Annotated in this window: 19 protein-coding genes; 7 read left to right on the top strand and 12 right to left on the bottom strand. The window is 64.7% G+C overall.

Annotated elements, in window-relative coordinates; all coding sequences use genetic code 11:
* Positions 1 to 62: 62 nt before the first annotated feature.
* The 7 genes from CN933_RS11780 to phnG are packed head-to-tail and all read right to left on the bottom strand — an operon-like array spanning position 63 to position 5,255.
* Positions 63 to 677, bottom strand: coding sequence for a DapH/DapD/GlmU-related protein (locus CN933_RS11780; RefSeq protein WP_018096167.1), 615 nt, complete (start codon positions 675 to 677; stop codon positions 63 to 65).
* On the bottom strand, positions 674 to 1,381 hold the full coding sequence (gene phnL, locus CN933_RS11785) for a phosphonate C-P lyase system protein PhnL (RefSeq protein ID WP_018096168.1): 708 nt from the start codon (positions 1,379 to 1,381) through the stop codon (positions 674 to 676). The genes CN933_RS11780 and phnL overlap by 4 nt, the downstream gene beginning before the upstream one ends.
* Positions 1,382 to 1,414: 33 nt before the next feature.
* Positions 1,415 to 2,191: a phosphonate C-P lyase system protein PhnK gene (gene phnK / locus CN933_RS11790; RefSeq protein ID WP_011969858.1), complete on the bottom strand. Its 777-nt coding sequence runs from the start codon at positions 2,189 to 2,191 to the stop codon at positions 1,415 to 1,417.
* Positions 2,188 to 3,081, bottom strand: coding sequence for an alpha-D-ribose 1-methylphosphonate 5-phosphate C-P-lyase PhnJ (locus CN933_RS11795; protein WP_018096169.1), 894 nt, complete (start codon positions 3,079 to 3,081; stop codon positions 2,188 to 2,190). Before CN933_RS11795 ends, phnK begins: the two co-directional genes overlap by 4 nt.
* Positions 3,078 to 4,184, bottom strand: a complete 1,107-nt coding sequence (locus CN933_RS11800) for a carbon-phosphorus lyase complex subunit (RefSeq protein WP_018096170.1) — start codon at positions 4,182 to 4,184, stop codon at positions 3,078 to 3,080. The genes CN933_RS11795 and CN933_RS11800 overlap by 4 nt, the downstream gene beginning before the upstream one ends.
* A 4-nt stretch (positions 4,185 to 4,188) precedes the next feature.
* Positions 4,189 to 4,791, bottom strand: a complete 603-nt coding sequence (gene phnH, locus CN933_RS11805; RefSeq protein ID WP_018096171.1) for a phosphonate C-P lyase system protein PhnH — start codon at positions 4,789 to 4,791, stop codon at positions 4,189 to 4,191.
* Complete coding sequence (phnG, locus tag CN933_RS11810; RefSeq protein WP_164866742.1) at positions 4,791 to 5,255, bottom strand: phosphonate C-P lyase system protein PhnG; 465 nt, start codon at positions 5,253 to 5,255, stop codon at positions 4,791 to 4,793. Before phnG ends, phnH begins: the two co-directional genes overlap by 1 nt.
* Before the next feature lie 125 nt (positions 5,256 to 5,380).
* Here phnG and phnF point away from each other — a divergent pair, with 125 nt between their 5' ends.
* The gene (gene phnF / locus CN933_RS11815) at positions 5,381 to 6,115 is read left to right on the top strand and encodes a phosphonate metabolism transcriptional regulator PhnF (protein WP_018096173.1); all 735 of its coding nucleotides are present in this window, start codon (positions 5,381 to 5,383) and stop codon (positions 6,113 to 6,115) included.
* A 20-nt stretch (positions 6,116 to 6,135) separates the two neighbouring features.
* Here the strand turns inward: phnF and scpA are convergent, their stop codons facing one another.
* The 3 genes from scpA to CN933_RS11830 form a co-directional block, all read right to left on the bottom strand.
* A complete protein-coding gene (gene scpA / locus CN933_RS11820; protein WP_102761607.1) occupies positions 6,136 to 8,274 on the bottom strand; it encodes a methylmalonyl-CoA mutase in 2,139 nt (712 codons plus the stop codon).
* Positions 8,275 to 8,497: 223 nt separating this feature from the next.
* A complete protein-coding gene (locus CN933_RS11825; RefSeq protein WP_102761608.1) occupies positions 8,498 to 10,510 on the bottom strand; it encodes an acetyl-CoA carboxylase biotin carboxylase subunit in 2,013 nt (670 codons plus the stop codon).
* Between the two features lie 12 nt (positions 10,511 to 10,522).
* A complete protein-coding gene (locus CN933_RS11830) occupies positions 10,523 to 12,055 on the bottom strand; it encodes an acyl-CoA carboxylase subunit beta (RefSeq protein WP_018096176.1) in 1,533 nt (510 codons plus the stop codon).
* Positions 12,056 to 12,206: 151 nt separating this feature from the next.
* Between CN933_RS11830 and CN933_RS11835 the strand changes: the two genes are divergently transcribed.
* The 4 genes from CN933_RS11835 to mmsB all read left to right on the top strand — a co-directional run bounded on the left by CN933_RS11835 (position 12,207) and on the right by mmsB (position 16,907).
* Complete coding sequence (locus CN933_RS11835) at positions 12,207 to 13,625, top strand: helix-turn-helix domain-containing protein (protein WP_018096177.1); 1,419 nt, start codon at positions 12,207 to 12,209, stop codon at positions 13,623 to 13,625.
* 123 nt (positions 13,626 to 13,748) lie between these two features.
* Positions 13,749 to 14,891: an isobutyryl-CoA dehydrogenase gene (locus tag CN933_RS11840; protein ID WP_164866741.1), complete on the top strand. Its 1,143-nt coding sequence runs from the start codon at positions 13,749 to 13,751 to the stop codon at positions 14,889 to 14,891.
* A gap of 12 nt (positions 14,892 to 14,903) precedes the next feature.
* Positions 14,904 to 15,965 (top strand): enoyl-CoA hydratase/isomerase family protein, encoded by a 1,062-nt coding sequence (locus CN933_RS11845; RefSeq protein WP_018096179.1) that lies wholly within the window; start codon positions 14,904 to 14,906, stop codon positions 15,963 to 15,965.
* A 45-nt stretch (positions 15,966 to 16,010) separates the two neighbouring features.
* Entirely contained in the window at positions 16,011 to 16,907 is an 897-nt protein-coding gene (mmsB, locus tag CN933_RS11850) for a 3-hydroxyisobutyrate dehydrogenase (RefSeq protein WP_018096180.1), read from the top strand.
* Between the two features lie 35 nt (positions 16,908 to 16,942).
* Here the strand turns inward: mmsB and CN933_RS11855 are convergent, their stop codons facing one another.
* Both CN933_RS11855 and CN933_RS11860 read right to left on the bottom strand, forming a co-directional pair.
* Positions 16,943 to 17,692: an SDR family oxidoreductase gene (locus CN933_RS11855; RefSeq protein ID WP_018096181.1), complete on the bottom strand. Its 750-nt coding sequence runs from the start codon at positions 17,690 to 17,692 to the stop codon at positions 16,943 to 16,945.
* A 132-nt stretch (positions 17,693 to 17,824) separates the two neighbouring features.
* Complete coding sequence (locus CN933_RS11860) at positions 17,825 to 19,300, bottom strand: mannitol dehydrogenase family protein (RefSeq protein ID WP_018096182.1); 1,476 nt, start codon at positions 19,298 to 19,300, stop codon at positions 17,825 to 17,827.
* Positions 19,301 to 19,764: 464 nt separating this feature from the next.
* On the opposite strand from CN933_RS11860, the gene CN933_RS11870 reads away from it, so the two are divergent.
* Positions 19,765 to 20,829 (top strand): glycosyltransferase family 2 protein, encoded by a 1,065-nt coding sequence (locus CN933_RS11870; protein WP_018096185.1) that lies wholly within the window; start codon positions 19,765 to 19,767, stop codon positions 20,827 to 20,829.
* A 147-nt stretch (positions 20,830 to 20,976) separates the two neighbouring features.
* Positions 20,977 to 21,651: an HAD family hydrolase gene (locus CN933_RS11875; protein WP_102761610.1), complete on the top strand. Its 675-nt coding sequence runs from the start codon at positions 20,977 to 20,979 to the stop codon at positions 21,649 to 21,651.
* The last annotated feature ends 8 nt before the right edge of the window (positions 21,652 to 21,659 follow it).

Raw genomic sequence — 21,659 nt, forward strand, 5'->3', positions numbered from 1 at the left:
TCTCCCCGTCGAAACGGGGAGAAGATCGCGGCAGCGGGATGAGGGCATCATACGCGCGGCGCCTAGCTATACCGCACAAGAAACTCCTCCGCCGTCAGTTCCCGGAAATCGTCCAGCGCATGGCGTAGCTTGGTGTGGTCCCAATCCCACCAGGCGAGCTGATCCATGGCTTCGCCGACCCGGGCCGTGAAGCGATCCCGGATCAGTCTCGCAGGTACCCCGCCGACGATCGTGTACGGTGCGACGTCCTTGGAGACGACGGCGCCGGCGCCGATCACGGCTCCATTGCCGACACTCACGCCGGGCAGGATCGTCGCGCCATGGCCGATCCAGACGTCATGGCCGATCGTCACCCGGTTCTGCCGGCGCCAGGCGAAGAGATCGTGGTCGGGCTCCGCATCGTCCCAATACATCGGTGCGCGATAGGTGAAGTGATGCAGCGTCGCCCGCCAGGTGGGATGGTTGGTGGCGTTGATGCGCACGGCTGCGGCGATGTTGACGAATTTGCCGACCGTCGCGCACCAGATCGAGCCGTCCTGCATGATGTAGGAATAATCACCGAACTCCACCTCGTCGAGGCGCGAGCGTTCCCGGATTTCGGTGTAACGGCCGAGCGTCGAATTCACGACGCTCGCTGTCGGATGGATGGCGGGTTCGAGGCCGAGTTTCTGGCTCATGCTGCGTATTTCCTCGGAGAGAATTCCGATACGTCGATGATGCGGTCGGCGACCGCCTCGCGTACCTCCTCGTCATGAAAGATACCGATCAGCGCCGTGCCGGCGGCCTTCTTCCCTGCGATCATTTCCACCACCACTGCGCGGTTCTTCGCATCGAGCGAGGCCGTCGGTTCGTCGAGGAGCAGGATCTGATGGTCGGTGATGAAGCCGCGGGCGATATTGACCCGCTGCTGTTCGCCGCCGGAGAAGGTGGCCGGCGGCAGGGCCCAGAGTTCCCTCGGCAGGTTGAGCCTCGAAAGCAGTTCGGCCGCACGCTCCCGCGCTTCGGCCGCCGTCACCCCGCGCGCCTGCAGGGGCTCGGCGACGATGTCGAGGGCGGAGACGCGCGGCACGACACGCAGAAACTGGCTAACATAGCCGAGCGTCGTGCGGCGTACCTCGAGCACGGTGCGCGGCTCGGCCGTCGCGAGGTTCACCAGGCGGCCGTCATGTTCCACCAGGATCTGGCCTTCGTCGACGCCGTAATTTCCGTAGAGCATCTTGAGGATCGAGCTCTTGCCGACGCCGGAGGGGCCGCCGAGCACGACGCATTCGCCGGCCTTCACCGAGAAGGAGACATTCGCGACCACCGGCAGGCGCACGCCGTCGCGAAGGTGCATGGTGAAGCTTTTCGCGACTTCCGAGACAACGAGGGGAGTTGGCATGGTCTTTACTTTCCGTTGCGCATTGTCAATGCGTCACACCTGAAGAATCGAGGAAACGAGGAGCTGCGTGTAGGGCTCGCGCGGATCGTCGAGCACCCGGTCGGTCAGACCCTGTTCGATGACGGCGCCGTCCTTCATCACCATCATCCGGTGCGAAAGGAGGCGCGCCACGGCGAGGTCGTGGGTCACGATCACCGCCGCAAGGCCGAGGTCGTGGACGAGGCCGCGAACCAGATCGAGCAGGCGTGCCTGCACCGAGACGTCGAGGCCGCCGGTCGGCTCGTCCATAAAGACGAGGCGGGGCGAGGTGACCAGATTGCGGGCGATCTGCAGGCGCTGGCGCATGCCGCCGGAGAAGGCGCGCGGCTGATCGTCGATCCGGTCCTCTTCGATTTCCACGCGCCTCAGCCAGTCGCCTGCCGCCGCGCGGATATTTCCGTAGTGCCGGTCGCCGACCGCCATCAAGCGCTCGCCGACATTGGCACCGGCCGACACCGTCATCCTCAGCCCGTCCGCCGGGTTCTGATGCACGAAGCCCCAGTCGGTGCGCATCAGAAAGCGACGCTCGGCCTCGCTCATGCGCGCAAGATCCCGGTACTGGCCGTCGCGCATGTGATATTCGACGACGCCGGATGTCGGCATCAGCCGGGTCGAGAGGCAGGAGAGCAGCGTGGTCTTCCCCGAGCCGGATTCGCCGACGATGGCGAGCACCTCGCCCGGATAGAGCTCGAAGGAGACGTTGCGGCAGCCGATGCGACTTCCATAAAATTTCGAAACGTCACTGACTTTCAGAAGCGGCACGGCGCTCATACTGCAGCCTCCTGGCTTTCTTTCGCGGCGGGGGCGAGCATGGCACCGGCATGGCCGTGCGCCCGGCGATCCTCGCAATGGTCGGTGTCGGAGCAGACGAACATGCGCCCGCCCTTGTCGTCGAGAACGACCTCGTCGAGATAGACGTTCTCGGCGCCGCAAAGGGCGCAGGGCTTGTCGAATTTCTGAACCTCGAAGGGGTGATCCTCGAAATCGAGGCTGACGACTTCGGTATAGGGTGGCACCGCATAGATGCGCTTCTCCCGGCCGGCGCCGAAGAGTTGGAGGGCCTCCGACATATGCATCTTCGGATTGTCGAATTTCGGCGTCGGCGAGGGGTCCATCACATAACGGCCCTCGACCTTCACAGGGTAGGCGTAGGTCGTGGCGATATGGCCGTTGCGGGCGATGTCCTCGTAGAGCTTCACATGCATGAGCCCGTATTCCTCGAGCGCATGCATCTTGCGCGTCTCGGTTTCGCGCGGTTCGAGGAAGCGCAGCGGTTCCGGAATGGGCACCTGGTAGACGAGCGTCTGCCCCTCTCTCAGTTGCTCCTCGGGAATGCGGTGCCGCGTCTGGATGATCGTCGCCTCGGTCGTCCTCGTGGTGACGGCGACATCGGCGACCTTCTGGAAGAAGGCGCGGATCGAAACGGCGTTCGTCGTGTCGTCGGCGCCCTGATCGATCACCTTAAGCACGTCGTCGGGTCCGAGGATGGAGGCGGTCACCTGCACGCCGCCGGTGCCCCAGCCATAGGGCATCGGCATTTCGCGGGAGGCGAAGGGCACCTGATAGCCCGGGATGGCGATCGCCTTCAGGATCGCGCGGCGGATCATCCGCTTCGTCTGCTCGTCCAGATAGGCGAAGTTGTAAGTTGCGAGGTCGTTCATTCGGCGGCCTCCTTCATGCCGTCCCTGCCGCCGGCCTGGGCGGCGTCGTGTTCCCGGCGCATGCGCCTGACCAGGTCGAGCTCGGCCTGGAAGTCGACGTAATGCGGCAGCTTCAGATGTTCGACGAAGCCGGTCGCCTGGACGTTGTCGGCATGCGAGATGACGAATTCCTGATCCTGGGCGGGGGCGACGATGTCCTCGTCGAATTCGTCGGTCCGGAGGGCCCGATCGACCAGCGACATCGACATCGCCTTGCGCTCGCTCTGGCCGAAGACGAGTCCGTAGCCGCGGGTGAATTGCGGCGGCTGCTTGGCCGAGCCCTTGAACTGGTTGACCATCTGGCATTCGGTAACGCGGATGACCCCAAGTGAAACGGCAAAGCCCAGCTCCGGCAGTTCCAGTTCGACCTCGACCTCGCCGATCCTGACCTCGCCGACGAAGGGATGCGTGCGGCCATAGCCGCGCTGCGTGGAGTAGGCGAGCGCCAGCAGGAATCCTTCGTCGCCACGGGCAAGCGCCTGCAGGCGGAGATCGCGTGCCATCGGAAATTCCATCGGCTCGCGCGTGAGGTCGCCCGCCACGTGACCTTCCGGCATCCGGCCGTCGCCCTCGATCAGACCTTCGCCGTCGAGAATGTCGGAGACGCGCATGACAGGTTCGCCCGGCTCCTTGAGCGCCGGCTCATCGACCGGCTCTTCGCCGATGAGCGACGGGTCGAGAAGCCGGTGCGTATAGTCGAAGGTGGGGCCGAGCAGCTGGCCGCCGGGGAGATCCTTGTAGGTTGCCGAGACGCGCCGCTCGACCTTCATTTTCGCGGTGTCGACCGGTTCGGAACAGCCGAAGCGCGGAAGGGTCGTGCGGTAGGCGCGCAGGATGAAGATCGCCTCGATCATGTCGCCGCGCGCCTGGCGCACGGCAAGGGCCGCAAGCGCACGGTCGTAAAGCGAGGCCTCGGCCATTACGCGGTCGACCGCGAGCCCGAGCTGCTCGACGACCTGTTCTATGGTGATCGCGGGCAGCGCCCGGTCGCCGCGCCGGCGATCGGCCAGCAGCCGGTGAGCATTGGCAATGGCGGCTTCTCCGCCCTTGACAGCTACATACATGCGCTTACTCCCGCTCGAGTTTGGTGGTGCGCGGCAGGCAAAGCACTGCCTCGCGCGCCGTCAGGACGAGATCGATGCCGCGCGGAAAGATCGCCCGGTTGGCGGCCCAGAGGTCGAGGAACACGTCGGGCAGGCCCTTCGGTGCGATGACGATCCCGCTCTTGATTCCCGGTCCCCGGCCGATCAGCGGCCGCCCGCCCTCGAGCGCTTCCACCTCGACGACGAGCGTGGTGGAACGGTCGGGATATTCCTGCGTGCCGAGGGCGAACTGGTCGAAGCCCGGCACAGCCGCGCCCTTCTCGAAGAAGGCAAAGCGGGCCTCGTCCTTCGTCTCGGTGACGCCCGCGCCGGTGTGAAACGCGATCCACTTCGGCGCCGAGGATTTGGAGAGCGCCGGCGATAGCCAGACCGGCGTGTCGTGGTCGCAGAGCGTGAGCGCGACGGCTCCGCTTGCCTCTCCGAGTGGCGCCGGCGGGGCTGCTGCAGTGGAAAGCCGGCCGACGGTGCCCGGGCGGGCGAAGCAGTCCATCAGGCTGCGGAACACGGACTGCGCCTCGAAGACAGGATCGGCGAAGGCGCCGCTATAGATTTGCGATTGGGCAGTCATCAATCCTCTCCGCGGACCATGGTGAAGAAGTCGACGCGGGTCGCAGCCGTTTCCTCGGCCTTGCGACGGTCTTCCGCTTCAAGACGAGCGGCCACCTGCTCGTGCAGCGCCTCGACGCTTGCGCGATGCGCAGCGCTCTGAAAAAGCGCGTCGAAGATCGCGGCAAAGCGGGCGCGTGCCTTGTCGGTGCCGAGCAGCTGGCCATGGCCGATCTCTCCGGTCGAAAGCCGCACGGTGGCGCGTGAAACGGTGGCCTCGCCGAGGTTGAAAGGATCGCCGCCGCCGCCGATCTTGCCGCGCACCATGACGAGCCCGGTTTCCGGACCGCGCACCGGCGCGACCTCCGGCTTGTCGTCGATCGCGTCCCAGGCCATGGAAAGTTCGCCGAGCGTCGCGCGCGCCAGAAGCCGCATGCCTTCCCGGCGCTGAGCGACGGCTTCATCACTTATCTTCGCTGCGTCCATCATCTCACTCCAAAATGTCTATTGATCTAGACAACTATACATCTTATACCTTTCCATAGCCTTCGCAAATGACAGGCTTGTGACATTTGCCAAGAAGCTGGCGGCAAAGAAGTGGGGCGAAGAAGATGGTGGCGAAGGTCGTCGAACGGCAGATGGGCGTGGCGCTGTGGCGGCAGATTGCCGACAGAATACGGCTCGCGATCAGCAACGGCGACTATGACGCGACCGGCATGGTGCCGCCGGAGACGGCCCTTGCAGCGGAATTCGGCGTCAATCGCCACACCGTCCGCAGCGCGCTGGCAGCACTCGCGGAAGAAGGTCTGGTGCGGGCGGTGCAGGGGCGCGGCACGATGATCGAGCGCAAGGATCGTGTGAGCTATCCGATCTCGCGGCGCACTCGCTTCTCCCAAGGTCTCGGCCGCCAGGTGAAGGAAATCGGAACCGAGCTCCGGGGACATCGCCAAGTGTCGGCAAGCGGCGAAATCGCCGCTGCGCTCGGCGTTCCCCCGGGCACCCCTCTGATCGAGCTCAGCACCGTCAGCAGCGGCGACGGGCGGCCGCTTTCGACGGCGGTCAGCTACTACCCCGCCGAGCGCTTTGCGAGGATGGCGGAGGAGTATGCGCGGCTCGGCTCGGTCACCAAGGCCTTTGCCGTGCATGGACTCGACGACTACGTCCGGGTCTCGACGGAGATCGTCGCGCGGCACGCGGACGCAGAGGAACTCTCGCTTCTGAAACTCTCGCCGGGGGCGATCGTCATGGAGACGCAATCGGTCAATGCGGATCTCGGAGGCCGCCCGGTCGAATATTCGCGAACGCGCTTTGCCGCCGACCGGATGAAGCTCCGGATCGAGACCTGAACTCGGCCGGACGCCGGGGACTACACGTTTCGCCGCCTGCCTTCGATCAGATCCAGCACGGCGCGCGCGGCGTCGAGCACCTGGGTGCCGGGTCCGAAGACGGCGGCGACGCCGTTCTCCATCAGATAATCATAGTCCTGCCGGGGAATGACACCGCCGCAGACGACGATAATGTCCTCGCCGCCGCGCTTCTTCAGTGCCTCTGCGAGCTGCGGCATCAGCGTCCTGTGGCCGGCGGCAAGCGATGAAACGCCGATAACGGTGACCTCTTCGGCGAGCGCCAGATCGGCGGCTTCTTCCGGCGTCTGGAACAAGGGGCCTGCGACGACGTCGAAGCCGATATCGCCGAAGGCGGATGCGATCACCTTGGCGCCGCGGTCGTGTCCGTCCTGGCCGAGCTTGGCTACCATGATCTTCGGCTTGTGGCCGAGCCGTTTCGTCGCTTCCCCGAGCCGCCCGGCGAGTACGCCGAGTTCCGGATCTCCTTCATAAGCCTTGCCGTAGATGTCGGTGACGACTTCCGGAATGGCGGTGTAATCGCCGAAAGCCTCCCGCATGGCATCGGTGATTTCGCCGACGGTGGCGCGGGCCCGGGCGGCCTCGACGGCGGCGGCGAGCAGATTGCCCTTGCCGCTGCGCGCCACGTCGGCCAGCGCGTCCAGCGCTTCCTTCATCTTCCGTGAGTCCCGCCGGCGCCTCGTCTCCTCGATCCGCTTGATCTGAGCCGCCCGAACTGCGGCATTGTCGATCTGGAGGATGTCGATCGGCTGCTCGTTCTCGAGCCGGTACCGGTTGACGCCGACGATTACCTCCTCGCCGCGGTCTACGGCGGCTTGCCGTCGGGTCGCGGCCTCTTCGATCAGCCGCTTCGGCAGGCCGGTATTGACGGCCTTCGTCATGCCGCCCAGCGCCTCCACTTCCTCGATCAGGGCCCAGGCCTTTTCGGCAAGCTCGTTCGTCAGGCTCTCGACGTAATAGGAGCCGGCAAGCGGGTCGACGACCTTCGTCACGCCGGTCTCGTGCTGCAGGATCAATTGCGTGTTGCGGGCGATGCGGGCGGAGAAATCCGTCGGAAGCGCCATCGCCTCGTCGAAGGAATTGGTGTGAAGCGATTGCGTGCCGCCGAGCACGGCCGACATCGCCTCGAAGGCGGTGCGGACGATGTTGTTATAGGGGTCCTGTTCCTGAAGCGACACGCCCGACGTCTGGCAATGGGTCCGCAGCATCAGGGAGGATGCCTTCTCGGGCTTGAACTCCTTCATGATCCGCGTCCAGAGGAGCCGTGCCGCGCGCAGCTTCGCCGCCTCCATGAAGAAGTTCATGCCGATTGCGAAGAAGAAGGAGAGCCGGCCGGCGAAGTCGTCGACGTTGAGCCCCTTGGCGAGTGCTGCGCGCACATATTCGCGCCCGTCGGCAAGGGTGAAGGCGAGTTCCTGCACGAGCGTCGCGCCGGCCTCCTGCATGTGATAGCCGGAGATCGAGATCGAATTGAACTTCGGCATCTCCTTCGCCGTATATTCGATGATGTCGGCGACGATCCGCATCGAGGGTTCCGGCGGATAGATGTAGGTGTTGCGGACCATGAACTCCTTGAGGATGTCGTTCTGAATGGTGCCGGAGAGCTTGTCGCGGCTGACGCCCTGTTCCTCGCCGGCAACGATGAAGGAGGCGAGGATCGGGATCACCGCACCGTTCATGGTCATGGACACGGAAATCCTGTCGAGCGGGATGCCGTCGAACAGGATCTTCATGTCCTCCACCGAGTCGATCGCGACCCCGGCCTTGCCGACATCGCCCTCGACGCGCGGGTGGTCGCTGTCATAGCCTCGGTGCGTGGCGAGATCGAAGGCGACAGAGACGCCCTGCTGGCCGGCGGCGAGGTTCCTGCGATAGAAGGCGTTGGACGCCTCGGCCGTCGAGAAGCCGGCATATTGCCGGATCGTCCAGGGCCGGCCGGCATACATGGTGGCCCGCGGACCGCGCGCAAAGGGTTCGAAGCCGGGGAGCGCGTTCAGATGACCGATGCCGGAGATGTCGTCGTTCGTATAGAGCGGCTTGACGTCGATGCCCTCGGGCGTGTGCCAGACGAGGCTTTCGGGGGAGGCCTTGAGTTCTTTTTCGGCAAGGGCTTCCCAGTCCTTGATGGTCTTGTCGGTCATTGTTTCACTCCGAATAGCTTTGGCCGGGGCTTGGCCCTCGTCGGTACCGATGAAACCGCAAGCCCCTCATCCGCCTGCCGGCACCTTCTCCCCGCAGGCGGGGCGAAGGAGACTCGCGGCGCAGTCTTAAGTCCCTCTCCCCGCGTGCGGGGAGAGTGCTAGGGTGAGGGCAAAGCTGCCGCTCCTTACGGCGGCATCTCAGCGCATCCTCAACGCTGCACCATCACTCGAACTCCATGATCAACTCGTCCACCGCGAGGCTCGCGCCGGCTTCTATCGCCACACGCTTCACGATCGCACGCTTTTCCGCCCGCAGAATATTCTCCATCTTCATCGCCTCGACGACGGCAATCGCCTGTCCGGCCTCGACCGTGTCGCCGGGCTTGACGCTGATCGAGGTCACCACCCCGGGCATCGGGCAGAGCAGCATCTTGGACGTGTCGGGCGGAAGCTTCTTCGGCATCAGGCGGGCGAGCTCGGCAACGCGAGGGCTTCTTACCCTTGCGACGACGTCGATCCCTTGCCAACGCAACCTTATGCCCGAGCCGGCGAGCTCGACCTTCACGCTCATGGGCTGATTGTCGATATTGAAAGCGGCGCGGGTGCGGCCGGGCGCCCAGTCGGTTGCGACGGAAATGGATGTCCCGTCGGCAAAGCGGACATAGGTGCCGTCGGCGGATGCCTCGCATGTGATCTGAATGTCGTGCCCGTCGAGGCTCGCCACCCATTCATGGCCGACGATCCGGCGGTGGTTGCCGATGGTGCCGGAAATCCGGCTGGCGCGCTCCTGGAGCGTCTGGTTGACCGTAGCCGCGACGGCGGCGAGCTTGCGTGCCGAAGTCTCGTCCGGCGCCACCCCTTGAAACCCGTCCTTGAATTCCTCGGCGATATAGGCGGTGGTCAGCCGTCCCTCGCGGAAACGGTCCTGCTGCACCACGGCCGAGAGGAAGGGCAGGTTATGGCCGATCCCTTCGACTTCGTACGCGTCGAGTGCATCCGCCATCGCATGCACGGCCGTCGGCCGGTCCGGTCCCCAGGTGCAGAGCTTGGCGATCATCGGATCGTAATACATCGAGATCTCGCCGCCCTCGCAGACGCCGGTGTCGTTGCGGATGACGGTACCGTCGGCCTGCACGCCTTCCTCCGGCGGACGATAGCGCGTCAGCCGGCCGATCGATGGGAGGAAGTTGCGATAGGGGTCTTCCGCATAGAGCCGGCTTTCAATTGCCCAGCCGTCGAGCTTCACGTCTTTCTGGGTGAAAGCCAACTTCTCGCCGGCCGCGACGCGGATCATCTGCTCGACCAGATCGAGGCCGGTAACGAGTTCCGTCACAGGATGCTCGACCTGCAGCCGGGTGTTCATCTCGAGAAAGTAGAAGTTGCGGCCGGCGTCCACGATGAACTCTACCGTGCCGGCCGAGTGATAGCCGACGGCCTTTGCCAGCGCGACCGCCTGCTCGCCCATGGCGCGGCGTGTCTTCTCGTCGAGGAAGGGCGAGGGCGCCTCCTCGATGACCTTCTGGTTCCGCCGCTGGATCGAGCATTCGCGCTCACCGAGATAGACGATATTGCCATGTTTGTCGCCGAGCACCTGGATCTCGATGTGGCGGGGCTCGGTCACGAATTTCTCGATGAAGATGCGGTCGTCGCCGAAGGAGCTTTTCGCCTCGTTCTTCGACGACTGGAAGCCCTCTCGTGCCTCGCGCTCGTTCCAGGCGATCCGCATGCCCTTGCCGCCGCCGCCGGCGGAAGCCTTGATCATCACCGGAAAGCCGATCTCAGCGGCGATGCGCGCGGCCTCGTCCGCATCCTCGATCAGCCCCATATGGCCGGGAACGGTGGAGACGCCCGCTTCCGCGGCGAGCTTCTTCGAGGTGATCTTGTCGCCCATCGCCTCGATCGCCCCAACCGGCGGACCGATGAAGGTCACGCCTTCCTTCTCCAGAGCCTCGGCGAAGGCGGCGTTTTCGGAGAGGAAGCCGTAGCCGGGATGAACGGCATCGGCCCCGGTCCTGCGGATCGCCGCGAGGATATTCTCGATGACGATGTAGGACTGGCTGGAGGGGGAGGGGCCGATATGGACGGCCTCATCCGCCATGCGTACATGCATTGCGTCGCGGTCGGCATCCGAATAGACGGCAGCTGTCGCTATGCCGAGCTTCTTCGCGGTGCGGATGACGCGGCAGGCGATTTCACCACGATTGGCGATGAGGATCTTCTTGAACATGTTTCCCATCGGGTTCTCCCGTCAAAGCGGGATGGTGTCGTGCTTGCGCCAGCGGGTCTCGACCTGCTTGTTGCGCAAGGAGGCGAAGGCGCGGGCGATGCGGCGGCGGGAGGAGTGCGGCATGATCACCTCGTCGATGAAGCCTCTCTCGGCGGCGACGAAGGGGTTGGCGAAGCGCTCTTCGTATTCCTTCGTCCGGGCTGCGATCTTCTCGGGATCGCCGAGGTCGGAACGGTAGAGGATCTCGGTCGCGCCCTTGGCGCCCATCACGGCGATCTCGGCCGTCGGCCAGGCGTAGTTCACGTCGGCGCCGATGTGTTTGGATGCCATGACGTCATAGGCGCCGCCATAGGCCTTGCGCGTGATCAGCGTCACCATGGGGACCGTCGCCTGGCTATAGGCGAAGAGCAGCTTGGCGCCGTGCTTGATGACGCCGGCATATTCCTGGGCGGTGCCGGGCAGGAAGCCGGGCACGTCGACGAGCGTCAGAATCGGGATCGAGAAGGCGTCGCAGAAGCGGACGAAACGCGCCGCCTTGCGCGAGGAGTCGATGTCGAGGCAGCCGGCGAGAACCATCGGCTGGTTGGCGACGACGCCGACGGTCTGGCCTTCGATGCGGATGAACCCGGTGATGATGTTGCGGGCGAAGCTTGCCTGGAGTTCAAAGAAATCGCCCTCGTCGGCAATGGCGAGGATCAATTCCTTCATGTCGTATGGCTTGGCGGCACTGTCCGGGATCAGGCTGTCGAGCCGCATTTCGATGCGCGAGGGGTCGTCATGGAACGGCCGCACCGGCGGCTTCTCGCGGTTGTTCAGCGGAAGGAAATCGAAGAGCAGGCGGACGTGCTCTAGCGCCTCGACATCGTTTTCATAGGCGCCGTCGGCGACGGAGGATTTCGTCGTGTGCGTGCGGGCGCCGCCGAGCTCTTCCGCGGTGACGATCTCATTGGTGACCGTCTTCACGACGTCGGGACCGGTCACGAACATGTAGGAACTGTCGCGCACCATGAAGATGAAGTCGGTCATCGCCGGCGAGTAGACCGCACCACCGGCGCAGGGGCCCATGATCACCGAGATCTGCGGAATGACGCCCGACACCTCCGCATTGCGGCGGAAGACCTCGGCATAGCCGGCGAGCGACGCCACGCCCTCCTGGATGCGCGCGCCGCCGGAATCGTTGAGGCCGATCACCGGCGCACCGTTGCGCGCGGCCATGTCCATGATCTTGCAGATCTTTTGGGCATGGGTCTCGGAGAGGGAGCCGCCGAGGACCGTAAAGTCCTGGCTGAAGACATAGACCTGGCGGCCGTTGATGGTGCCCCAGCCGGTGACGACGCCGTCGCCGGGGATCTTCTGGCCAGCCATGCCGAAATCGACGCTGCGATGCGTCACATACATGTCGTATTCTTCGAAGGAGCCCTCGTCGAGAAGCACGTCGATGCGCTCGCGTGCCGTCAGCTTGCCCTTGCCGTGCTGCGCGGCGACCCGGCGTTCACCGCCGCCCGCCCTCGCTTCGGCCCGGCGGGCTTCCACCTGTTCAAGTACGGCGCGCATCGCTCTCCTCCATTTTTGCTGATTGTGCAGAGGCTTGCCTGCCTTCGCAATAGCGCCGAAGGCCTGATGGAAAAACCGCCGATGATGTGCAAATGTGGAACATATAAAAATGCGAAGCGCAAACTGCAAAGTTGCGAATACGAGTGCAAGGATGGCGATCGGGAAGCTCTATATCGGCCGCAAGGTCAGGGATCTCAGGGATGGCAAGCGACTGACGCAGGGGCAGTTCGCCGAGCGCATCGGAATTTCGACGAGCTATCTCAATCAGATCGAGAACAATCAGCGTCCCGTGTCCGCGGCGGTGCTGCTCGCACTGGCGGAGAAGTTCCAGATCGACATCGCCGAACTTTCCTCGGGCGAGAGCGACCGATTGCTCTCGGCACTGTCGGAAGCTTTGAACGATCCGCTCTTCGAAACCTATTCGCCGAGCCTGCAGGAGCTGAAGCTCGTCGCCCAGAATGTGCCGGGGCTCGCCCATGCGCTGATCTCCTGTCATCAGGCCTATCGGCGCAACAGCGAGCAGCTCGCCAGCATCGACGACACGATCGGTCGTGGTGCGTCCCTGGTGGAGACGACGCCCTATGAAGAGGTGCGCGACTTCTTCCATTTCGTCGACAACTATATTCATGAAATCGATACGCTCGCCGAGACGCTTGCGGGCGAGCTCGGCCTCGGCGATGGCGACAACCATGCGGCCCTCGCCGCCTATCTGGAGGCGCGCCACGGGATACGTGTCGTGCGCGGGGCAGCGGGCGACGAGGCGATCCGCCGTTTCGATCCCCGCGCCCGCCTACTCACGCTCAATCCTTACGCGCCGGCGGCGACACGCGACTTCCAGCTCGCATTGCAGATCGCACAGATGCACGCCCGCGAGGAGATCGACCGGGTGGCGGGAAGCGCCGGCTTCCGAACGGAGGAAGCCTATGAGATCTGCCGCATCGGTCTGCAGAACTATTTTGCGGGCGCCTTGATCCTCCCCTACCAGCCGTTCTCGAAAGCCGCACGCGACCTGCGCCACGATGTCGAGCTTCTTGCTGCCCGTTTCGGTGCCTCGCTGGAGCAGGTCTGCCACCGGCTTTCGACGCTGCAGCGGCCGGGGCAGAAGGGTATTCCGATCTTCTTCGCGCGGATCGACCGGGCCGGCAACATCACCAAGCGGCACAGTGCCGCCAAGCTGCAATTCGCCCGCTTCGGCGCAGCCTGCCCGCTCTGGAACGTGCATCAGGCCTTCGAGACACCGGGCCGCATCATCCGCCAGCTTGCGGAGACGCCGGACGGCGTGCGCTACCTCTGTCTCGCGACCCAGATCACCAAGGGCGGCGGCGGTTACCGGGCCGCGCATCCCCGCTATGCCTTGGCGCTGGGCTGCGAAATCTCCTACGCCGATGCCTTCGTTTATGCCGACGACATGGATCTCGGGAACCGCGCCGCCTACGATCCGATCGGCATTTCCTGCCGCATCTGCGAGCGCACCAGATGTGCGAGCCGCGCCGTGCCGCCGCTGAAGCGCAAGCTCATCGTCGATCATGACATGCGCGGCGCTCTGCCGTATCGTCTTAGCGAGACGTAGAGCCGCGCCCAGCGTCCTGTTCGTTTCTGAACAGATACTGTGTGCATTTGCGTCTGTGCCTGTGCGGGTTTTGCTGTAACTAAGCATTGCAGCAGCGATATGCGGGTCAGGGAGGACATGCATATGGATTTTCGCCTTTCCGAGGAACAGCAGGCCATCCGCACGATGGCGCTCGATTTTGCCCGGGACGAGATCGCGGCCCACGCAATCGAGTGGGACCAGCAGAAGCATTTTCCGGTGGAGACTTTGCGCGCGGCGGCCGCGCTCGGAATGGCCGGCATCTATGTCCGCGACGACGTCGGCGGAACGGGACTTACCCGTCTCGACGCGGCAATGATCATCGAGGCGCTCGCGACCGGCTGCCCCGCGATCGCCTCCTTCGTTTCGATCCACAATATGTGCGCCGGCATGATCGATCGCTACGGCACGGACGCGCAGCGCCGGCGCCTGCTTCCGCCGCTTCTCACGATGGACGTCCTGGCGAGCTATTGCCTGACGGAGCCCGGCTCCGGCTCGGACGCGGCCGCGCTCAAGACAAAGGCGGTGCCCGAGGGTGACGTCTATCTGCTTACCGGCCAGAAACAGTTCATTTCCGGTGCCGGCGAGTCCGGCCTTTATATCGTCATGGCACGCACGGGCGAGGAAGGGCCGAAGGGGATCTCCGCCTTTGTCGTCGAGAAGGACGCTCCTGGGCTCACCTTCGGCGCCAATGAGAAGAAGATGGGCTGGCATGCCCAGCCCACGCGGGCGGTGATGCTCGACAATGTTCGCGTTCCCGTCGAGAACCGCTTGGGTGCCGAGGGCGAGGGCTTCAGGATCGCCATGGCCGGTCTCGACGGGGGCAGGCTCAACATCGCCGCCGCCTCGCTCGGCGGCGCGCAATCCGCTTTCGACAAGGCGCTCGCCTATGTCCAGGAGCGCCGTGCCTTCGGGAAGGCGATCGGCGAATTCCAGGCGCTGCAGTTCCGCCTCGCCGATATGGCGACGGATCTGGAAATCGCTCGGACCTTCCTCTGGCGGGCGGCCTGCGCCCTCGATGCGGCGGACCCGGAGGCGCCGAAGCTCTGCGCGATGGCCAAACGTTTTGTCACAGATCGCTGCTTTGCTGTCGCCAATGACGCACTGCAATTGCATGGCGGCTACGGCTATCTCGCCGACTACGGCGTCGAGAAGATTGTCCGCGACCTGAGGGTGCACCAGATACTCGAAGGTACGAACGAGATCATGCGGCTGATCGTGTCGCGTGCGATCATGGGACGGAACTAGGAAGGATTTTCGATGGAGATGCAGACCACGCTTCCGGAGGTCATTGTCGAGCGCCAGGGCGCGATCGGCAGGCTGCGGCTCAACCGTCCGCGCGCACTGAACAGCCTCAATCGCACGATGATCCGCGCGATCGCTGCGGCGCTGACCGAGTTCGAGCGCGACCCGGAGATTGCCGCAGTGCTTGTCACGGGCGAGGGCGAACGGGGCCTCTGCGCCGGCGGCGACATCCGGATGATCTACGAGAGCGGCCGCGAACGGCCTGAGGAAGGCGCGCAGTTCTGGCGCGAGGAGTTCATCGTCAACAGCCGAATTTCAGCCTATTCCAAGCCCTATATCGCGATCATGGACGGGATCGTGATGGGCGGCGGCGTCGGCGTTTCCTCCCATGGCAGCCATCGGATCGTGACCGAGAGGACGCGCTTCGCGATGCCGGAAACGGGGATCGGCTATTTCACCGATGTCGGCGCGACCTGGCTCCTGCCGCGCGCGCCCGGCGAGTTCGGTACCTATCTCGGGCTGACGGGCCGCGATATCGGTGCGGCGGCGGTCATCCATGCGCGGCTCGCCGACCGTTTCGTTCCCTCCGAGAGGATAGGCGAGCTCATCGCCTCGCTCTCCACCTCGGCCACGGCCGATGACGTTTCGGCGGCGATCCGCGCCGTTTCGAGCGAACCCCCGGCATCGGCCCTGCTCGACCATCTGTCCGTCATCGACCGCTGCTTCGCCTTCGATGCCGTGGAGGAGATCCTCGCGGCACTGGAGAAGGACGGGTCGGATTTCGCGCGCGAGACGCTCGAACTCCTGAAGACCCGATCGGCGATCAGCCTCAAACTGACGCTGTCGCTCCTAAGGGCAGGGCGCGCCAGCGCAACGCTCAACGAATGCCTCGAGCGGGAATATGCCGCCACCCTCGCCATGCTTTCCAACCCGGATTTCTACGAGGGCGTCAGGGCCGCGGTGATCGACAAGGACAGGAATCCGAAATGGTCGGTCGGGCTTTCGGAAGCTACCCCCCAGATGCTCGCCCGCTTCGGGAGGAATGACGGCGCGCCGCTCTTCGCCGGGAAGGCGTAAGGCGCGGGCAGTTCGCGACAGTTTCAGTTGAGGAGGAGAGGCAAGATGACGAAGATCGCCTTTATCGGGCTTGGCAACATGGGCGGACCTATGGCCGCCAATCTGGTGAAGGCGGGCCACGCGGTCGCCGGCTTCGACCTTTCGGAAGCCTCGCGCAATGCCGCCGCCAAGACGGGCGTCTCGGTCGCCGGCTCGATCGCGCAGGCCGTGCGTGAGATGGAATGCGTCATCACCATGTTGCCGGCGAGCGCGCATGTCCTTTATGTGTGGGACGAACTGCTCGGCTTCGTCGATCCCGGCACGCTTCTAATCGACAGCTCGACGATCGACGTCGAAAGCGCGCGCAAGGTTCACGGCCTTGCCGAAAGGGCTGGCTGCCCTTCGCTCGACGCGCCTGTTTCCGGCGGCACGGCGGGGGCGGCGGCCGCTACGCTGACCTTCATGGTCGGAGGGAGCGAGGGCGCCTTCTCGCGCGGCAAGCACCTGCTCGAAGCCATGGGCAAGAAGATCGTCCATTGCGGCGACGCCGGCGCCGGCCAGGCGGCGAAGATCTGCAACAATATGATCCTCGGCGTTTCCATGGCGGCGGTCTGCGAGGCCTTCGTGCTCGCCGAACGGCTCGGCCTCTCGCATCAGGCGCTCTTCGACGTGGCCTCTACCTCGTCGGGCCAGTGCTGGTCGCTGACGACCTATTGCCCGGTGCCCGGCCCGGTTCCTACTTCGCCTGCCAATGGTGGCTACAAGCCCGGTTTCGCCGCGAGCCTCATGCTCAAGGATCTGAAACTCTCGCAGCAGGCGGCCAGCGCCAGCGGTGCGGCGACGCCGATGGGGGCACAGGCGACACAGCTTTACAGCCTTTTCGAGAAGCTCGGTCACGGGGCAGAGGATTTCTCGGCGCTGATCCATCTGCTCAGGGGGAACGAGGAGGCGAAGGAGGGGTAGCTTGCCCCCTCTGGCCTGCCGGCATCCACCAATCCTCACATCTGCACGGTCATTCCGCCGTCGACGGTGAGCGTGATTCCGTTGACGAAGCTCGCGGCCGGCGAGGCGAGGAAGACGGCGGCGGGGGCGATCTCTTCCGGCCGCCCCCAGCGCTTCAGCGGAATGCGGACGTCGACGAAGGCTTTGAGCGCCGGATCGGCTGCGAGATGCGCATTGGTCTCGGTTGCAAACCAGCCGGGCGCGATCGCGTTGACGGTGAGATTGTCGGCGCCGAGTTCGACCGCGAGCGAGCGCGTCAGTGCGGCGAGCCCGCCCTTCGCCGCCGTATAGGCGGGATCGCCGGCCCGCGCCGCGAAGGCGGCGATCGAGGTCACGAAGATCAGCCGACCGGCCGCGGAGCGCCTGAGATAGGGAAGGGCGGTCTTTGCCATGGCGTAGGCCGCGGTCAGGTCGGTGTTCAACAGAGCCGCAAATTCGTGCGGTTCCATCGCTTCCGTCCCGCGGCGGTCGCGTTCGCCCACCGCGTGGATGAGAATGTCGAGTCCGCCAGTCTTTTCGACCGTGGCGGCGATGATCGCCGGCGCATCGCGGGTTATGTCGCCGGCCGCAATCCCGATCTCGATACCGTCGCCTTGGAGCCGCTTACGCGCCTCTTCAAGGCCTTGGCCGTTGCGGCCGTTGATCACCGTCCAGGCGCCGGCCCTGGCAAGTGCCTTCGCCATCTCCAGCCCGAGGCCGCGTCCGCCGCCGGTAACCAGAGCCGTCCTGCCGCTGAGATCGAACATGGCCTTCCTTCGCCCGTCCTTAGATCACGATGTTTTAAGTCGGGTCGACCAAACAGGACCGTGATCGGTTCCAAGAAGTTGAGACGCGGGACGCGGGTGGAAACCGGACACACTTTTTTGCCTCGTCCCGCTCTAAGCCCCGTAGCTTCGAAGCGTTGCCGCCGACCCGTTCCGGAGGAGTCCATCCAGCGCCTTGATCAGCGCGGCGCGAAACGGAGCGCTCGCCGGAAGGTCCGTGCCGAAGACGTCCGTCATCGTCAGAAAGGCATCGACGATGCGATCCGGCTCATCAATTCCCTGCGCAAGCCCGGCAATCCGGGCAGCATGCGGATCGCGAACGTCGATGGGACGCCCCGCCTCGTCCAGGCCGCGCGCATAACGCATCCAGGCGGCGACCCCGAGCGCGAGCCGGTCATAGCCGGCCTCGGCGTGCAGCCGGTCCCTGATCGAGCCGAGGAGGCGCTGCGGCAGCTTCTGCGAGCCATCCATGGCGATCTGCCAGGTGCGGTGGCGAAGCGCCGGATTGCGAAAGCGCTGAAGGAGTTCGGCCCGATAGGCCGGAAGGTCGAAGCCGGGCAGTTCGGGAAGGGTGGGGCTCACCTCGTGGCGCATCAACCCTTCGACCAAAGCTTCCATGCCCGGAAGGGACATGGCATCCGCCACCGTCTCGGCACCGGCGAGATAGCCGAGATAGGCAAGTGTGGAATGGCTTCCGTTCAGAAGCCGGAGCTTCATGAACTCGAAGGCGGAGACGTCTTGGACGAAGAGCGCTCCCGCCTTTTCCCATGCCGGGCGGCCGAGCGGGAAATCCTCCTCGATCACCCATTGCCGGAAGGGTTCGGTCATGATCGGCCAGGCATCTTCGAGCCCCATTGCCGCTGCGACCGCACTCCGGTCGCCGTCGGTGGTGGCCGGAACGATGCGGTCCACCATGGTCGAAGGCGACGCGACGTTGCGGATGACGGCGGCGAGGGCCGGATCGCGCAGTTCCGCGAACTGCGTGACGATACGCTTCAACACATGGCCGTTCCCCGGAAGATTGTCGCAGGAGAGCAGCGTGAAGGGGGCGATACCGGCGCTGACGCGACGCGAAATCGCCTCGACGATGAAGCCGATTGCCGATCGCGGCCGCGCGGGGTTTGCGAGATCGTGAACGATGTCCGGGTGGCCTTCGTCGAGCGTGCCGGTTGCCGGATTGTGGCAATAGCCCTTCTCGGTGATCGTCAGCGACACGATGCGCGTGGCGGGGTCTGCCATGCGGCGAAGAACGGCTTCCGGGTCCTCCGGCGCGCAAAGGAGCTCGACGACACTGCCGATCACGCTGAGATCGGAGCCTTCGCCGTCCTGGACGGCGAGGGTGTAGAGCCCGTCCTGCGGTTGAAGCGCGTCGCGCGTTTCCGGGCTGCGCAGCGAGACGCCGCAGATGCCCCAGGACGGATTCTCGGAGAGCAGCGCATCGGTGTACGCCGCCTGGTGCGCGCGATGAAAGGCACCGATGCCGAGGTGTACGATGCCGACGGTAACTGGACCGAGGTCGTAATCGGGCCTTTTGACGGTGGGCGGCAGGCGGTCGATCGTCTTTCTCGAAAGCCGCATCAGAAGGCCCATCCGTTTCCGGTGCCTGCTTGTCCGGTGCCTGCGACCGGCATCGCGTTCGCGGGCTGCAATGTTGCGCCTCGCGCCGTCAATCGCGTGGCGATCACCTTCATGGTGTTGGGGTGTCTGGCATCCACGCGGCTTCCTCCCTGCGTCGTTCTGGCTGCAAAACTGGTATATCAGCCGCCGGAGGCGCGTCAACCGAGGTCACTTTGCTGCCTATCCGGGCATAGGTTCGACCATCGGCACGGTAAGGCTGCAGACCGACGTGCCGCCGCCGCAGCGGTCACTCAAATGCCACAAAACTCAGGAGGCTCATGCAGGATCGAGCACGATCTTCGCCGCCCGCCCGGCGCAACCGCGCCGTTGTCTTCACCGCAGCCCGAGAGGCTGTGCTTTCGGGACGGGCATCACCCTCAAGGACCTGCATGAGAAGGTTCGCCGCGACCAAAGCCGAAAAAGCGAGGTTCACTGCGATGCATTCCATCCGAGACCATCTTCCTGTCTCCATCATCATAGCGAATTACAATTATGCGCGGTTCCTGAGCCGCGCGATCGACAGCGCCCTCGACCAGGACCACGCGCAGGTCGAGGTCATCGTCGTAGACGATGCGTCGACCGACGGGTCGGCGGAGGTGATCGCGTCCTACGGCGGACGGATCAAGGCCTGCCTGCGGGAGGAAAATGGCGGTCACGCAGCCGCTTTCAACACCGGCTTTGCGGCAAGTCGCGGGGCGATCGTTCTCTTCCTCGACGCCGACGACTATCTCTACCCGGCTGCCGTTTCCGAATTGCTTGCCCAATGGAGCGACGACACGGCCCAGATGCAGTTCCGGCTGCATCTGGTGGACGAGGATCTGCGCGTCAAGGACATCTTCCCGCCCCCGGAGGTCCCGTTCGACTCCGGTGACGTAACGCCGCAACTGGCGAGCCGCGCACGATACCAGACGACGGTCACCAGCGGACTGGCTTTTGCACGCTCGGCTCTCGATGTCATCATGCCGGTTCCGGAAGCCGAGTTCCGGCAGGGTGCAGACGGCTACCTTGTCACGCTCGCCCCGCTCTACGGGAAGGTGACGTCGCTCGAAGCCTGCCTCGGCGCCTACCGAATGCACGGCAGCAATCATTCTGTCTTTGCCGAAAAACTCGGGCAGAGGGCGCGCTGGCGGGTGGAGCATGATTTTCACCGACTGAATGCCCTCAACGAACAGGCGGTCGATGCAGGTCTATCGGTTTCGCCGAAAGCGAACCTGCGCGACCCGGTGCATCTGGAGGAGCGTCTTGCATCGCTCTGCGTGGACGGCGCACGCCATCCGGTGGCTGCGGATTCGAGGCTCGGCCTCGCCGCTCACGGTGCCGTCGCCAGCATGCAGATGAACGTCTCGCTGCGCCGTCGTGCCATGCTGGCAGCCTGGTTCGTCTCCGTCGGGCTGCTGCCGCGGCGCATGGCGCAGGCGGTCCTTTCATGGAAGCTCGTCGCTTCCTCACGGCCAGCCTTCCTGACCCGGATTTCGAGAACCATTCGCCATGCAATGGGGTAGTTACACTTGCACGCAGATGCGATCAGGGTTCACAAAGGAAAAGTAGACAGGCTGTCTGTTCGGCTGCGAAACCTGACCCATATTTCCGCAGGTGACGGCGCCATGGCCCGTGCGTCCGATCGGACGCGCGTTACCGGGAGAAAGAGCATGCGCATCGAACCCGTCTTCCTGTTCGATCTGGACGGCACACTCGTCGACAGCGTCTACCAGCACGTGCTTGCCTGGAAGGAAGCCCTCGACGCGGAAGGGATCGACCTTTCGGTCTGGCGCATCCATCGCAAGATCGGCATGAGCGGCGGGCTCTTCACCGACCAGCTCCTGCGCGAGACGAATATGGAAATCAGCGGTGACAGGGTTGCGCGATTGCGTCAGCGCCACGCCGACGCCTATAGGCGGCAGGCAGACAGCATAAGACCGTTGCCCGGCGCGCGCGAGCTTCTAACGTGGCTCACTGATGCGAAGATCTCTTATGCGATCGCCACGAGCGGGCGGATGGAGACGGCCGCCGTCAATCTCGCCGCTCTCGGCGTCGATCCGGCGGTCGTGCCGGTCGTGACGCGGGACCTCGTCAAATATGCCAAGCCCGATCCGGATCTCTTTCTCGCCGCCGCCGAACAGCTCGGCGCCCCGATCGAGACGGCAGTGGTGGTCGGCGACAGTATCTGGGATATGCTGGCGGCGGTGCGCTCCCGTGCCTTGGCCATCGGCTTGCTGAGCGGAGGCTACGGACATGAGGAACTGCGACAAGCCGGCGCTTACCGCATTTTCGACGACCCGGCCGATATGTTGCACCATATCGACGAGGTCGGCGGGCGGCGGTGAGCGGGAAT

The organism is Sinorhizobium sp. M4_45 (assembly GCF_002885915.1).
In the GTDB taxonomy this organism is placed as follows: Bacteria; Pseudomonadota; Alphaproteobacteria; order Rhizobiales; family Rhizobiaceae; genus Sinorhizobium; species Sinorhizobium meliloti_A.

Excerpts from the sequence above, each read along its gene's own strand:
- CN933_RS11780 (WP_018096167.1), bottom strand. The coding sequence starts at position 677 with ATGAGCCAGAAACTCGGCCTCGAACCCGCCATCCATCCGACAGCGAGC.
- phnL (WP_018096168.1), bottom strand. The coding sequence starts at position 1,381 with ATGCCAACTCCCCTCGTTGTCTCGGAAGTCGCGAAAAGCTTCACCATG.
- phnK (WP_011969858.1), bottom strand. The coding sequence starts at position 2,191 with ATGAGCGCCGTGCCGCTTCTGAAAGTCAGTGACGTTTCGAAATTTTAT.
- CN933_RS11795 (WP_018096169.1), bottom strand. The coding sequence starts at position 3,081 with ATGAACGACCTCGCAACTTACAACTTCGCCTATCTGGACGAGCAGACG.
- CN933_RS11800 (WP_018096170.1), bottom strand. The coding sequence starts at position 4,184 with ATGTATGTAGCTGTCAAGGGCGGAGAAGCCGCCATTGCCAATGCTCAC.
- phnH (WP_018096171.1), bottom strand. The coding sequence starts at position 4,791 with ATGACTGCCCAATCGCAAATCTATAGCGGCGCCTTCGCCGATCCTGTC.
- phnG (WP_164866742.1), bottom strand. The coding sequence starts at position 5,255 with ATGGACGCAGCGAAGATAAGTGATGAAGCCGTCGCTCAGCGCCGGGAA.
- phnF (WP_018096173.1), top strand. The coding sequence starts at position 5,381 with ATGGTGGCGAAGGTCGTCGAACGGCAGATGGGCGTGGCGCTGTGGCGG.
- scpA (WP_102761607.1), bottom strand. The coding sequence starts at position 8,274 with ATGACCGACAAGACCATCAAGGACTGGGAAGCCCTTGCCGAAAAAGAA.
- CN933_RS11825 (WP_102761608.1), bottom strand. The coding sequence starts at position 10,510 with ATGGGAAACATGTTCAAGAAGATCCTCATCGCCAATCGTGGTGAAATC.
- CN933_RS11830 (WP_018096176.1), bottom strand. The coding sequence starts at position 12,055 with ATGCGCGCCGTACTTGAACAGGTGGAAGCCCGCCGGGCCGAAGCGAGG.
- CN933_RS11835 (WP_018096177.1), top strand. The coding sequence starts at position 12,207 with ATGGCGATCGGGAAGCTCTATATCGGCCGCAAGGTCAGGGATCTCAGG.
- CN933_RS11840 (WP_164866741.1), top strand. The coding sequence starts at position 13,749 with ATGGATTTTCGCCTTTCCGAGGAACAGCAGGCCATCCGCACGATGGCG.
- CN933_RS11845 (WP_018096179.1), top strand. The coding sequence starts at position 14,904 with ATGGAGATGCAGACCACGCTTCCGGAGGTCATTGTCGAGCGCCAGGGC.
- mmsB (WP_018096180.1), top strand. The coding sequence starts at position 16,011 with ATGACGAAGATCGCCTTTATCGGGCTTGGCAACATGGGCGGACCTATG.
- CN933_RS11855 (WP_018096181.1), bottom strand. The coding sequence starts at position 17,692 with ATGTTCGATCTCAGCGGCAGGACGGCTCTGGTTACCGGCGGCGGACGC.
- CN933_RS11860 (WP_018096182.1), bottom strand. The coding sequence starts at position 19,300 with ATGGGCCTTCTGATGCGGCTTTCGAGAAAGACGATCGACCGCCTGCCG.
- CN933_RS11870 (WP_018096185.1), top strand. The coding sequence starts at position 19,765 with ATGCATTCCATCCGAGACCATCTTCCTGTCTCCATCATCATAGCGAAT.
- CN933_RS11875 (WP_102761610.1), top strand. The coding sequence starts at position 20,977 with ATGCGCATCGAACCCGTCTTCCTGTTCGATCTGGACGGCACACTCGTC.